Annotated in this window: 15 protein-coding genes; all 15 read right to left on the bottom strand. The window is 37.1% G+C overall.

Translation table 11 applies throughout. From position 1 onward, the window contains the following. Positions 1–21: 21 nt before the first annotated feature. The 15 genes from BCR25_RS15955 to BCR25_RS15885 all read right to left on the bottom strand — a co-directional run bounded on the left by BCR25_RS15955 (position 22) and on the right by BCR25_RS15885 (position 13,985). A complete protein-coding gene (locus BCR25_RS15955) occupies positions 22–711 on the bottom strand; it encodes a winged helix-turn-helix domain-containing protein (protein ID WP_083242723.1) in 690 nt (229 codons plus the stop codon). 214 nt (positions 712–925) lie between these two features. Then, positions 926–2,056, bottom strand: a complete 1,131-nt coding sequence (locus BCR25_RS15950; protein ID WP_069664594.1) for a site-specific integrase — start codon at positions 2,054–2,056, stop codon at positions 926–928. Positions 2,057–3,176: 1,120 nt separating this feature from the next. Further along, complete coding sequence (locus BCR25_RS15945; RefSeq protein WP_069664593.1) at positions 3,177–3,452, bottom strand: hypothetical protein; 276 nt, start codon at positions 3,450–3,452, stop codon at positions 3,177–3,179. 501 nt (positions 3,453–3,953) lie between these two features. After that, positions 3,954–5,057: an NADH-dependent flavin oxidoreductase gene (locus BCR25_RS15940; protein WP_069664592.1), complete on the bottom strand. Its 1,104-nt coding sequence runs from the start codon at positions 5,055–5,057 to the stop codon at positions 3,954–3,956. 86 nt (positions 5,058–5,143) lie between these two features. Then, the gene (locus tag BCR25_RS15935) at positions 5,144–5,512 is read right to left on the bottom strand and encodes a MarR family winged helix-turn-helix transcriptional regulator (protein ID WP_069664591.1); all 369 of its coding nucleotides are present in this window, start codon (positions 5,510–5,512) and stop codon (positions 5,144–5,146) included. Positions 5,513–5,633: 121 nt separating this feature from the next. Then, positions 5,634–6,947, bottom strand: a complete 1,314-nt coding sequence (locus BCR25_RS15930) for an NCS2 family permease (protein WP_069664590.1) — start codon at positions 6,945–6,947, stop codon at positions 5,634–5,636. 255 nt (positions 6,948–7,202) lie between these two features. Beyond that, positions 7,203–7,592: a DUF1307 domain-containing protein gene (locus BCR25_RS15925; protein ID WP_069664589.1), complete on the bottom strand. Its 390-nt coding sequence runs from the start codon at positions 7,590–7,592 to the stop codon at positions 7,203–7,205. Positions 7,593–7,701: 109 nt separating this feature from the next. Next, positions 7,702–8,313 carry a hypothetical protein gene (locus tag BCR25_RS15920; RefSeq protein WP_083242722.1) on the bottom strand — a complete coding sequence of 204 codons (612 nt, stop codon included), beginning with the start codon at positions 8,311–8,313 and terminating at the stop codon, positions 7,702–7,704. Between the two features lie 41 nt (positions 8,314–8,354). Continuing rightward, positions 8,355–9,278, bottom strand: a complete 924-nt coding sequence (locus tag BCR25_RS15915) for a DUF4767 domain-containing protein (RefSeq protein ID WP_069664588.1) — start codon at positions 9,276–9,278, stop codon at positions 8,355–8,357. 131 nt (positions 9,279–9,409) lie between these two features. Beyond that, positions 9,410–10,063 carry a bifunctional 4-hydroxy-2-oxoglutarate aldolase/2-dehydro-3-deoxy-phosphogluconate aldolase gene (locus tag BCR25_RS15910; RefSeq protein WP_069664587.1) on the bottom strand — a complete coding sequence of 218 codons (654 nt, stop codon included), beginning with the start codon at positions 10,061–10,063 and terminating at the stop codon, positions 9,410–9,412. 13 nt (positions 10,064–10,076) lie between these two features. Next, the gene (uxuA, locus tag BCR25_RS15905) at positions 10,077–11,156 is read right to left on the bottom strand and encodes a mannonate dehydratase (RefSeq protein WP_069664586.1); all 1,080 of its coding nucleotides are present in this window, start codon (positions 11,154–11,156) and stop codon (positions 10,077–10,079) included. Between the two features lie 30 nt (positions 11,157–11,186). After that, positions 11,187–11,636: a PTS sugar transporter subunit IIA gene (locus BCR25_RS15900; RefSeq protein WP_069664585.1), complete on the bottom strand. Its 450-nt coding sequence runs from the start codon at positions 11,634–11,636 to the stop codon at positions 11,187–11,189. 36 nt (positions 11,637–11,672) lie between these two features. Then, complete coding sequence (locus BCR25_RS15895; protein WP_069664584.1) at positions 11,673–12,554, bottom strand: hypothetical protein; 882 nt, start codon at positions 12,552–12,554, stop codon at positions 11,673–11,675. A 42-nt stretch (positions 12,555–12,596) separates the two neighbouring features. Beyond that, positions 12,597–13,103 carry a PTS sugar transporter subunit IIB gene (locus tag BCR25_RS15890; protein WP_069664583.1) on the bottom strand — a complete coding sequence of 169 codons (507 nt, stop codon included), beginning with the start codon at positions 13,101–13,103 and terminating at the stop codon, positions 12,597–12,599. A gap of 24 nt (positions 13,104–13,127) precedes the next feature. Beyond that, positions 13,128–13,985 carry a PTS system mannose/fructose/sorbose family transporter subunit IID gene (locus BCR25_RS15885; RefSeq protein WP_069664582.1) on the bottom strand — a complete coding sequence of 286 codons (858 nt, stop codon included), beginning with the start codon at positions 13,983–13,985 and terminating at the stop codon, positions 13,128–13,130. Positions 13,986–13,990: the final 5 nt, after the last annotated feature.

Raw genomic sequence — 13,990 nt, 5'->3', positions numbered from 1 at the left:
TTTAATATCAGCTTGCTATTTTCAAATTTTTGTTAACATATATCCTTTTGAGCGAACGGTCTTGATATACGTTGATTGATTGCCTAATTTTTCCCTTATGTGAAATACAACATTGGCCACACGATAGTGTTGATCGTTATAAGGCTCATCCCAAAGATTTTCATAGATTTCTTTATATGAAAATGTTTTTCCAGGACTGCTATGTAAGAGCTCGATGATTCGATACTCCAACTTTGTTAGACTTATTTCTTTCATCTTGTTGTCTTCTGTTGGAATGTATATACTTAAATTTCTGGGATTTAATTGCATCATTTCTTTTCTGGTTCGAGTAACAGTTTCTTCCGATTCTGCTGGTGTGAGCCTGTCTTGCCTTGTAAAGGTATTTCTAATGATCAAGAGCGGCTCTGTTGGGAAATACTTACGATTAAACACATTGTCCACGCCTAATTGTAAATATACTTGCCGATCCACAGTTGTCGATTTTTTTGAGAGAATCCAGATAAATACATCACTTTCTCTGCGAACAGACAACACCAATTCGCAAATACAGCTGATTGAATGTTCATGATTTTCTTCAATAAAAATGCCATCCAGTCCTTCTGTACAGATTTCAGCTTTATCTAATTGCGTTAAACTGAAGCCTCGTTTTTCAAACTCTGATAGTATTTCTTCGGAATAGTTCTCTTGGGATACGATTCCTAATTTATACATGATGCGCCTCCTAATTCTGTTTATTTGAAGTGTCTCATTTCCTTTTCTACCTAAACATGCAGTATAATACTAACAACCTTTCTTATTACTTTTACTAATAAGAAAAAGTACTTCTATTCCTTGTTTTCACATGCGAAAGAGCCGTCAACTGACAAGTCAATTGACGGCTTTTAGAGATAAAAATATAGAAATCAATAATTTTTTTTATTGATTTCTATTTATTAAAATGATCTGGTTTTTCGAGTAATGCATCGACGGCTTTCATGACCTCTTGTCGGTGTTCCAGTAAAGAATCAGCATATGTATCTAGTGTCAGTTTGGTAGAGCGATGCCCTAAAATCCGACTTAAACTTGCAATATCAACTCCCTGTTCTAAGCAGCGTGTGGCAAAGGTATGCCGCAGCACATGAAAATGGATATCCGCAAACTCTGTTTCTTTAATCATTCGTTTGAACCGATAATTGATCACTCTAGGCTCTGCCAGTTTCCCACGGCAATGAATGACATATTCAGACGAAGCTATTTGTCTTTTTTCCAGTAAATATTCCTTTAGATTCTTTGCTAATGGGATTACACGGCTTGAATAAGCTGTTTTTGGACTACTTGAAATGAGTTCTGTCTTATTTCGGGTGCTGTGTTCGTCAATGATTCGTGAAATGGTTCGATGAACTCGGATCAACCCCTTGTCAAAATCAATATCCGCCCATTTCAATCCACTAATCTCACCTATTCTCATACCAGAATAAAGCGCTAAAATAGTAGGCGAACAGTTTGATTCACGAAATGCCAATGCTTCCAATATCTTCTGTTCCCGGTTACTTAATGAATGAACATTTGTTTCCGTCGGCTTTGGTAAATAAACACTCTTACATGGATTTTGATCTAAATACTCATTTTTTATCGCTTCATTCAATGACTGATTAACGATCGTAAAAATTAAGCGAATCGATCCAGTAGCTAGCTTCTTAACAACTAAATTATCGACAAATTCTTGCAGTCGAGCCGTTTTGATCTGTGTTAGTCGATATTCTCCTAAGCTTGGCAAAATATGTTTATTCAATAATCGAAAATAGTTTGAATAGGTTGTTGCTTTTACCGTTCGTTTGACGGTATTATTTATCCAATAAGCAACCCAATCCCCATAAGTTCCTTGGAAAGCGCGAAACGTACCTTGCGTAGTTAGCTGTTTTGCTTTTAGGAAGATCAACTTTTCTTTTACTTCTCCATACTTTCTACCGTAAACGTAGCCATAAATAATTTTGTTAGTCGGGGTATGTTGTTTAATGTAGCGGCCTTCCCAGCGACCATCCTTTCGTTTATAAATATTTTCTCCCTTTTTTGGCATTTATCATCTGTTCCTTTCAAAAATAATTGACGATTATTTTGACGGCGTATTTTTTAATTTTACAAATAATCCAGTCAAAACAATGTTTCTTATATATTTCATATCAAAAAAACAACATTATACACACCAGCTCCTTTTCATTATTCTCTTATTTTTCAAAAAATTATAAAAAAATTGAGAAGTTTAAATTTTAAAAATGCATTGACTTCAAAGAATATTTAGATTAAAGTTAATTTTGTTAAATGAGTTATATATGTGAAAATAAAATTATTTCTTATTAGTAAAAGTAATAAGAAAAAACTGATAAATTTATCGATGGTCGGTAAATTTATCAGTTTTTTCTTTTTTTAATAACCATAAACCAATATTTTAACTATTATACCCATATGTGCTTTTTTTGATTATGAGACTAGCATCCTCTTATGAACCTTATTATATAACAACCTGAACACCTTTAATTCTTTGCCCAGTCACTTCTAAGAATCAATTTTTAATCGCTAATATAAAGTCTGAAATGAATTTTACCAACTCACTTCCATCTAATAGCTGAATGCATGTTCTGATAGGCAAAAGTTTTTTTGTTTTTTCAAACAAATCACCAAAAATCTTAACATTGCTTTTTCGTATTATTCAAGTTTGATAGTGGTCTAATTCTTCAATATACCAATGTTGTCCAGCAAACATCAGAGTTCTTCTTTCTCTAATTTTTCCTTAAATATCATAATTATTTTTAATTATACCAAACTATGAAAGAAGAACAATTAGATTTTTTTAGGTTAGTAAATAAGAATACAGGAGTGGAATAAGATTTCCTTAGATTGAATAAAAAGGGATCGATTGCTTAAAGCAATTTGCCAAAATTGGATTTAGTGTGAAAAAAATTTTTTCATAATTTGAACATACTAGTGAAGGAAACCCATTTTCTCTAGGTACTCTAAGTCCAAGTGAATATGATCATTCTTCATACCCTCTTACTATCAATCTAAAAAAATGAAAATAGAGGAGAAACGTATCCCTCGATAAGTTTCTCCTCTATTCTTAGTATCTTTTCTACTTATAACGATTCAATAGTTGTTTTAAAACTCATAGCAAAAAGACAGCGCTTTCTTTTTTAAAAAAATTATAATCCGCCTAAACTTGCCAAATAGAAATCCATCGTGTAATAGCGATAATCACTTTTAGAGTATTTTGACTTCTTATCTTCCAACTTATTGATTAAATCCAGGCGCTCTGTTTCTGTCACTTCTACCCAGTCTTGCTCATTCGTTCTGCAATACAATCGAAACGGGAGTTCAACATCCATATGCACTTCCAAAAAGCCTTCGGGTTCGCCTAATCCATGATACTCTACATCTGTAATAATTTCGCCTACATAATTCAGATAGTTTTTACTCATCTCACCATACCTCCTAATTTTTTTTAAGCATACATAAAATATTTTCATCTATACTGAAATTGTACTAAAGATTACGTAAATACTCAACTCATTTTTTGTTGTTTTTAGTTATTAAACAATGCTAGGCTTCCTATAAATACTCTCAATTCTCAGACTTTGATTACAATCGTTGATTCTCATGAGTACAGTCGTCCCTTTTGTAAAAATGAACAGCCTTCAAACCAGCATTTACACACACTTCTTGGAATCCTCATTTTTAAGATCAGTAAAATAAACCAAACGAAGGCTTTTCCACATTCCAGTTTGTGGTACTTTTCTTCTACGACGAAAGCTACCAAATGAAAAAGATGAGCTATTTCTGCAGTTTATCTACAGACAACATTCATTATAAAAAACAAACGTGATCGCTCTACGATTCTCTTCAGTTATCCCCAGTGATAACAGCGAGTACCTGTAGATCGATCACTTCTATTTTCTAAAAGTCTTATGCTCTGTGCTGAATTACTTCAATCGTTCCGGCATCATCAGTTGTAAAAAGCCCCAGACACCATTGCTGATTCGCAAATCTTCCCGATCATACTGAGACAATTCAGTACGGATCAATGATTCTTGATCATCTAATATTTTTTGAGTCCAATGAGGGTCGATTAAGATTGAGCGCCCAACAGCAACTAAATCTGCTGTCTGTAAAGCACCTTCAACATCTTGCTTTGTCCGGATATCTCCTGCTACGATCAGTGGTAGACGCTCATTGATGGTTTCTTTGATATAGGCTAAGATCGGCTTATCCTTAAAGTCTTCACTGATCGATACTTTGGTATAATCATTACTTGATAAGTGAAGATAGTCTAACGGTTTATTCGCTAACTGATCAACCAAGTATAGCGTATCACTTAAACGAATCCCTGGTTCTTCATACTCTTCTGGTGAAAAACGATAACCAACAATAAAATCTTTTACGCCTGATTGATCCACAACAGAAGTTACACCGTCCACCAGTTCATTTATAAATTTGAACCGTTTTTCTAATGACCCACCCCAGTCATCTGTTCGTCTGTTAGAATGCGGTGAAAAGAATTGCTGGATCAAATAAGTATTCGCTCCGTGAAGCTCTACTCCATCAAATCCTGCTTTAATTGCTCGTTCCGTCGCTTTTTTAAATCCATCTAAAATCTCATAAATTTCGACCTCTTCTAACGCTCTTGGTGTTTCGGCATTTGGTCTTTCAGCAGGAACAGCGCTAGGTGCTACTGGTTGAACGCCCTGTAGTACTTTAGAATCTGTCATACGTCCACCATGAAAAATTTGTAAAATAGCTTTGGTTCCATTCTTTTTAATTGCAGAAGCCAACTTCGCTAATCCCGGTATAAAACGATCGTCGTATACACCTAACTCTCCATCCCAGCCTTTACCACCTTCATGGACATTAGCTGCTGCTGTGATAAAAGCACCTGCTTCGCCTGAACGTGATGCGTAATAAGCGATCTCATCATTTGTAACGACACCATCAAAAAAAGACATTTTTGTCGTCATCGGTGCAATCACGATTCTGTTTTTAAGTGTTAATCCTCGTTTAAATTGTAGCTTTTCTTCTAATTGATTCATATTTTTCTCCCATCCGAAAACAATTGTATGCACATGCATATATTTATGATAAAAGAAAAGAGACTAAAATACAACTATTTAGTCTCTTAAATAAAATATTCTGTCAAAATCGTATTAATCTTTGCTTCGATCAGTGATAGTTGTCTTTTTCCTTCTTTGGTAATGCCTATATAAATTCCTCGTTTATCATCTGTACATGTTTTGCGCTGAATCAGCTGGGGATCTTTTCGTTCTAATCGATCAAGTAAACGAGACAATGCACTTTGGCTTAGGCATAAGTAGTTTCCAAGATCATTTTGACGCATTCGACTGCCCTGCTGATTCAATTGATATAAAGCATAATACTCACTTAATGTTAGCTGACTATCTTTTTTCAGTATTTCCTCTAGCCTTTTTTCAATCATCGCTTGTTTTTCTCGATGATCCAGCCATTGAGAAATCAGCGGCTTTTCCATGTAATCCCTCCTCACTCATTTCCTTCGAGTATCTTCTATTTTGCTGCTTTCTAGTAGAAAAGTCAAAGTTTAAAAGTCTGAACCGTAACTGAAATAGCTACATGCTCAAACCCTTTTACTATTATTTCACATTTAAAATCCACATGAAGCCGATAAAAACAAAGAACAAGGCGTACATGATCGGAGAAACTTCTTTCCCACGTTTAGCAGCAATCATTGTGATCGGGTAAAAAATAAATCCAAGTGCGATCCCATCTGAAATGCTATAAGTTAACGGCATGCCCAGCAAAATCAAGAAAGAAGGAATTGCAATTTCCATTTCTTTCCATTTTATTTGACTAAGAGATTGTGCCATCAATACGCCTACGACGATCAAGGCAGGTGCAGTTACTTGAGAGGTCACCACTGATAACAAAGGTGAAAAGAATAGCCCGACAATAAACAGCAAACCTGTTGTCACTGCCGTTAGACCAGAACGTCCGCCAACTGCGATTCCTGCTGAAGATTCCACATACGCCCCTACTGGAGATGTTCCCAAAAGTGAACCAGCCAACATCGCAGTTGAATCAGCTGCTAATGCTTTTCCTACTCGAGGCATTTTATTGTCTTTCATGAATCCAGCTTGATTCGCAAGTCCCACAAGTGTTCCTGCTGTATCAAAAAATGTCACTAATAAAAATGTTAAAACAACGACCCATAACTGAATTGAATGAATATCCCCAACGTGTTTCAAGGCAACTAAAAAAGTAGGTTTTAAACTTGGGGCACTTGAGACAAGCTTATCTGGCATTTGAATCATTCCGGTTACTAAGCCTAAAATGGTCGTGGCTGCCATTCCAATAAAAATACCACCTGGCACGCGGCGAACTAATAAAATCGCTGTGACGATCAAGCCAAATATCGTCAACCACGTCGTTCCAATATTCAAGGGACCTAAAGCGACAAGAGTCGCTTCATTTGCAACGATAATGCCACCTTCACTTAAACCAAGAAAAGCAATAAACAAGCCAATACCGCCTGAAATCGCATACTTTAAATCTGCTGGTATTGCATCAATGATCAGCTCACGTAATTTAAAGACAGTGATCAAAATAAAAATCAATGAGGCAACAAAAACGCCAGCTAAAGCTGTTTCCCAGGGAATCCCCATACCCACACAAACAGAATATGAGAAAAAGGCATTAATACCTAACGCTGGAGCCGTTGCGATCGGATAACGTGCTAAAATCCCCATTAAAATACATCCTAATGCGCTTGCTAAAGCTGTCGCTGTAAAGACAGCACCTTCATCCATCCCAGAAGCACCTAATACAGTTGGATTTACAAATAATATATACGCCATTGAAATAAACGTCGTAAACCCAGCTAAAACCTCCCGCTTCACAGTCGTATTCAGCTTCTCAATTTCAAAATAGGAAATAATTTTCTCTTTCATTTGTTATCCTCCTAAAAATCCGAACAATAAAAAAAACGTTCGTAAAAAATGCATTATATGATTTGCACAACGTGTTTAATCATATAATAAACGAAAGAATAAGTAAATATAAAAGTGTGGATAAAGAAAAAGACGAACATTTTCTAAATACACTAGCTCTGCATTCTAATTACCTCTTATCTGCAAACGTGCTAAAAAAAGAATCAGAACGGCTACTAGAGCGTTCTGATTCTTCTAGATTGATTAAATGTCAGGCTATTTTTTCTCAAAGCCCATCTTGATCAATTCTTTTTCGCCTTCTTTATAGCTGCTGCCGGATTTCACACTGCCTGCTGGTGCATCGTAGGTGATAACTGTTTCTTTATCCGTATATTTTACTTTTGCATCTTCTAATTTTGATGACGTTTTGAATGCTTCTGCTACTTGATCAGCGGCTTCTTCGTCTGCGATCATCAGTTTCTCATTATCAAAGACTGCTTTGGCAGATGCACCAGTGATTTTATCACCTTTGTGCTCAACAATGATTGATACTTCTGTTCCCGCCATAGGTGATTGTGTAAACGTAGTTGTTTCTGCCTTACCTCCACATGCACCTAAAATAACCAATGTAACCAATACTGATATAACCCCTAAAATCTTTTTCATTTTTTCCTCCTTAATTTTTAATTCTAGCCTTCATTATACCAAAGTACGTTTTAAAATAACACCTATTTTTTTAAAAATATCCAATCCTAAGTACGATTATATTTTTCTATTAGAGCGCTTCTGCAAAAATATTTTCTGGGTATTGTCCACTAAAATTCGTACCCATTTGGTAATCGTATTCATGACTTCCTTTATAAACAAACGTTCCTTCTACTCCACCCATAATGTTGCCAATAGACTCTTCTGGAAACTCGCCATTGGGTACCGGCTGCCCGATCGACATCAAATTTTCGTGGATATATTGCTGATTTTCAGCTATAACAGGATCTAAACCGTAAAGTCTTGTAATCAATTCTAACGTGCTACTATACTCTGTTCGATTATAGCGTGAATAAAACGCTGTGACTTCCTCTTCTGTAACACTTTTTGTCACTACTTCCGGTTGCGGTTCTTCATTTTCGACAGCAATCGGAGCTTCAGAAATTGTCGTTTCAGTTTCCACCTCTTCTTTTGTCGTTTCTGAACTTGATGTACTGGTCATCGTACTACTGGATGTTTGATTGGTATTTTGAGAACTGCTTGTTGTGGTCTCACTGCTGCTCGAGTTACTCGATGAAGCTGTTTTACGATTCTGACAACCTGTACTTATACCAATAATAAGCAGGATACTCATTGTAAACACGACCCAATAGTGACTTCTTTCGTTATTATAATGCTTCATTATAGTTCTTTCCTCTCTTTCTGGTTTTATCTTGACTGCTTTTATCCATTAACGATCTGGGCAAATCCACCGCTTAAATCAGCATTTTGTGTTTCAGTGAAATAGACTAGATTCTCGGCATTTCCTTGATTTTGTTGTGTGATCAAAACAATAGGTTGACCGTTAAAAATTGTAAATAAATAAAGATGATTGTTCATTGTTGCTCCTGATGTACCAATATCTGAATAAATTGCAACAACATTATACACATTACTTGTTAGTCCACTATCCGACCATTGAACAGCTGCTTGACTGCCATTTACTGCAATATTATTGCTGCCAAAGGTATTTGGAAAGTTGATACCATACCAATTCACCTGTACATTAGGGGAATATTCTACATAGTTTTGATCCATTGTTTGTCCCCATTGTGCCATAAACTGAATCAACTCTGCTCTTTTCTGTTGATTCCATGGTACGTTGTTCTCTGCTTTAGGCGCAACTGGTGTTGTCTCTGCAGCCTTTTCAACATTCTTCGTTTCTGTGGTCTGCTCTGCTTTTTTCGATTCTACAGCTGCCGTTTTTTCTTCAGCTATTTCTTTGATCATTTCCTGTCCATATTGCTTTAAAATTGTCGAAAGATCTTTGACTTCGTTTAGTTCAGCTATTTTTTCCACTGCACCTACATATTCTTTTTTTTCTTTCAACGTTGCGGCAGCTTCATATAATTCAATTTGTTTAAGAAAAGATGTTGCTTCACTGCTATCTTTTTTATACTCTAATGCTAATTGAAAAGCAGCTTGTGCTTTTGATAGATCTTTATCGATCAATGCTTCTTTGCCTTTGGCCATTGCTGAATCAAATTCAGATGATTTTTTTGCACTAGTAACCGTATCCGTTTTATTTTCTTTAGCTGACTGGTTATCTTTAGGTGAACATCCTGTAAAGAGTAACACAATCAAACAGCCCCATACCATTTTCTTCATTCACTTAAACTCCTTTTTTTTATTACTTCACTGCTAATTATACCTAAACCTTGGTCGAATGTAACGACTTATTAAAATGAAAAAACAACCGGAGCTACTCTTACGGAGCTCACGGCTGTTTTCACTATTTTTTAGCCTTTTTCATTTTGGGTGTGCTGTTTTATTTGTTGTACTAAAGCATTTAACGCTTTATTGGCAGCTACGCCGTTATCTTTTTTTATCAGCTGTTCGGAAATAATGAATGAACCGCCAACTGCCAATACATGGTCGTTTTCAATATAGTCAATAACGTTACTTGAATCGATTCCGCCAGTCGGTAAAAAGGTCATATCGTAAAACGGTCCGCTTAAAGCCTTGATTGCATGGATTCCCCCATAAATATCTGCTGGAAAGAATTTGACCGTTTTAATTCCGTAATCAGACGCTCTTTGAATATCTCCTGGTGTGGCTGTTCCTGGAAATACTGGAATCTCATTTTCCAGACAATAGTCGATTACTTCTGGGACGATTGCTGGCGAAACAATAAATTCCGCGCCATTTTCAACAGCTGCTTTTGCTTCCTCGATCGTTCTAACAGTACCAGCTCCTACCGTCAGTTTTCCCGAAGCTGATAATTTTTTGATTGCTTCGACTGCTAATGAACTGCGAAACGTCACCTCGATCAAACTGACGCCATTTTCTAGTAAAATCTCTTCTAGTTTCTCTAAATAAGCTATATCCGTAGCCGTGTATAAGGGTAATAATTTACTTTCAGCCAATTGTTGATGTACCTTAGATTTAGTCAAGTCTACACCTCTTTTACTTTCCTTGGTCCCGTTCACTTTTTACGATTGCTTCATGTAAGCCCTGCATGTATGAAATGCCCAATGCTCGATCATGTAAGCCATATCCTGGCATGGCGACTTCTCCCCAAATCGTTCGACCATGATCTGGACGGATCACACCATCAAAACCAGCATCCACCAATGCTTTCATGATGGCATACATATCCAGCGAGCCTTCTGTGCTTAAATGGGCTGTTTCTTTAAACTTTCTTTCGCCCATGAAACCAACATTACGGAAGTGAACAAAATTGATTCTGTCACCAATTTCATTGATCATTTCTACTAAATCATTGTTCGGATCAGCGCCCAAAGAACCTGTACAAAATGTGATTCCATTATAAGGTGAATCGATGATGTCCATGATTCTCTTCAAATCTGAGAGATTTTTAGTGATTCGCGGGAAGCCGAAAATTTCCCACGGTGGATCATCCGGATGGATGGCCAGTCTTACGTCCATCTCCTCACAAACAGGAATAACTTTTAATAGAAAATATTTTAGATTTTCAAACAAGTCTTCTTCTGTTACACCTTCGTATAATTTGACTAGACTATCAAATTTTTTCAACCGTTCTTCTTCCCAGCCGGGCAAGCTAAAACCTTTTGACTGACTATGAATCAGTTTATACATCTCGCTTGGTTCCATGTTATCGACAACCGACTGGTCATAAACAAGTGAAAAACTGCCATCACTGTTTTCGTAGGCTAGTGTTGTTTTCGCCCAGCCGAAAATTGGTTTAAAACTATAACAAATCAAGTTCACTCCACATTTGGAAAGATTGCGAATCGTTTGGATATAATTTTCAATATATTGGTCTCTATCAGCGGTTCCAGCTTTGATTGCGTCATGAATTGCCACACTTTCAATGCCCAGCAGTTCTAGTCCGCCTTTTTCTACAGACCCTTTCAATTCTTGTATCTCATTAACTTCCCAAACATCTCCTGGTAGTTTATTTAACAACGTGCCAACGATTCCGTTGATCCCAGGAATTTGTTTCACATGTTTTAATGGTATTGAGTCTCCTTTTTCTCCATACCATCTAAAGCCCCACTTCATATCGCATCTTCCTCCACTCTTGTCGTCTTCTCAAAAATCATCTTCCTCTTCCACTTCATCTGTTTCTACCATCGATACATGCCACTGAGCTAAGCCGTTTCCTCCTTGGGCAATAACTGCTGCTGGAATCTCTTCGATCGGTGTTTCCAATAACTGATAATTGATTGTTTCAAGCAGCATCGGCAAATTAACACCACTGATGATATAAACGTTTTCCTGCTGCTCTTTTTCTAGTTCTCTAACCGCAAGTAGTGATTGATTGTATGGACTAGCACTGACTAAATCCACGAATAAGACAACACCATTGCCCTGATCTACTTGCTGGATCGCTTGTTTGATCTGCCCGCCCACTTGTTGAATATCTTCTCCTTGCTTCAAGCTGACTGTAGCAATATTTTCTGTTGCGCCCATGATCACCTCAACAGCATCTTTTAACCCTGCACTAAATGTGCCATGCGTCGCAATAACAATTCCAAGCATCTACATTCCTCCTTGAGTAACATTCTTCTATCTTGTTTAATGGTTAAAATAATCGGAGATTTTCGTTAACTTCTCTTGATCGATCTCGACTTGATTCAAGCTTGATTTTTCAAGGTAATAACTCATTCCCTGTTCTGTTTCACTTGCTTGTGCACAAAAAATGTAATTAACTTGTTGTTCACTGCCTTTATGCGTGATAAACCGTTGTTTTTCTTTTTCTGTGATTTGATGACCGACAAAATGAAGGTCTTCATTCCCACCCACACAATCCAAATAATAGAGTTGCGCAGATGGTTTACATGTCTCTTTCAGAAAATCCAGTCCTGTATCTCCAAAACAGCCTTCATCAATAAAGGCAAATGCCGTTTTCTTATCGTTTAAATCCATGATCAGCGATAAAATCGCCAGAATTGAAGACGTATTTCGCACCTTATTTTTTCTACTTGAAAGTCCTTTGGTCAGCTTGCTAAAGAGCACAAAATAGATACCGTAGCAAAGGATTACCGCCCACGTAGAGAATTGTCTGAGATCAAAAGGGCTGGTTCCATTTTTTGTGTACAATAACGTAGCCGCCAGTCCAACTAATAAATAGATAAGGGTGCTAACAATAATCAAACGAAGCGTGCCTTTTCTTTGTTTCAATCGGTCAAATAAATAATAAGGACCAAGATGCCTAAGCGGTGTATCATAATACGTACAAATGATCCGATCAGCTGAAACGACATCCCCAATATAGACGTTACTAGAAACATATTGCTTATTCTGCTTATATTCGATCACACGAATATCTTGTCGCACCTTAGCGATATCCGTTACCAAAGTCGAAAGAAATCGTTGTTTTTGTTTCTTAGTTCTTCTTACGCGATTGATGTACTGGTAATGGAAGGTCCAGTCTGTCAATTGATCAATTTGTTCCATCTATGAATCACTTCCCATCCTTACATTTGACGAACTGTTCGTTTATAAATCAAACTTTGTCAAAACTTCTTTCAGTGTTGATTTCGGTGCTGAAGGCGTAGCTTGAAAATAAATATCTTCTACGCCGTATTTTTCGTTCATCTCTTTTAGTTTTTCCGCATCTGCTTTATTTAGATAAACTGATTTGGTTACCAACAAATCCTTCTCTGGATCTTTTTGTGCAATTCCACCAATGTTTAATTCTTTCATCGGTACACCATGCGTAACCAAATCGTAGATCACACTGATTGTTTTGGTGATCAAAATGCAGTTATACTCTTTAAATTCATATTCATCCCAATAAAACTTCGCTTTATCTGGGGTGATGACGATTGTTTTTTGACCCGTTCGGCCGCCAGCGCTTTTATATAATTCACGCATAAATTTATCTTTTGCGACAACTTCATCAACAACAAAAATTGAATTTACGCCGCTTTTTTGTGACAAGGTCATCATAACCTGTCCATGAATCAAACGTTCATCTACACGAGCTAAATTGATAACGCCCATTGGTGATCACTTCCTCTTCTTTTATTATAAGATGCCAATTGCTGCCAACACGATCAAGATCCCGGTCAGCCATAATAATGCCTGGGTTACTTTTAACCCTTTTTTGGTGTAGAACCAATACACACCCATCACAACTGCCAGTGGTAAAATTCCCGGAACAATCTGATCTAAAATATCCTGTATGACAAATTCTCGACCCGAAATTTTAAATTGCAGCGCCGATGATACTTTGACGTAATTTCCGGCTAAGATTCCCATCATAAACAGACCTAATACTGATAACGTTTCGATCGCATTTTGAACACCAGAGCTTTGCATCAATCCTGTTGCATTACGCCCCATACTAAAGGCTTGACGAGCAAAGAATACGCCTAAGGTTGCTTGATACAAGGCAAAGGCAATAAACGGAAACAACGCTCCTAATGCACTGCCTTGCTCTGCCCACGGCACCGCAATTGCAATGAAAATGTACTGAACCGTTCCGGAATCAATGGCATCACCGATACCAGCTAGAGCGCCCATCAGTCCTGCCTTAGTGTTATACATCAAGTCATCCTGCATCAAAACTTCTGTGCCGTCATATTCTTCTTGCGCTCGTTGTTGCTCCATTGAGGACATCAGACCGGTGATTACCCCACCGCCCCAGCTCAGTTGTGTATTAAAAAACAGCAACTGTCTTTTATACGCAGCTTTAAGCTTGTCATCGTCTTTATATAATTTTCTTAAAATCGGCATCATCGCATACAGCAAGGATGGTGCTAGATAGCGTTCAAACGAATGAGGAATCTCATTTGCAAAATGCCATCTAAGATACGCTTTGGTCACATCTTTTTTTGTGATTTCCTCTGGTGCGAGGTTTGTGGTTGTTTTGATCTCTGTCATTTTAT

It is taken from the genome of Enterococcus termitis, assembly GCF_001730305.1.
Lineage (GTDB): Bacteria > Bacillota > Bacilli > Lactobacillales > Enterococcaceae > Enterococcus_L > Enterococcus_L termitis.
Note: the sequence above shows the minus strand (reverse complement) of the source record. Positions and strands in the feature narration are given on the sequence as shown.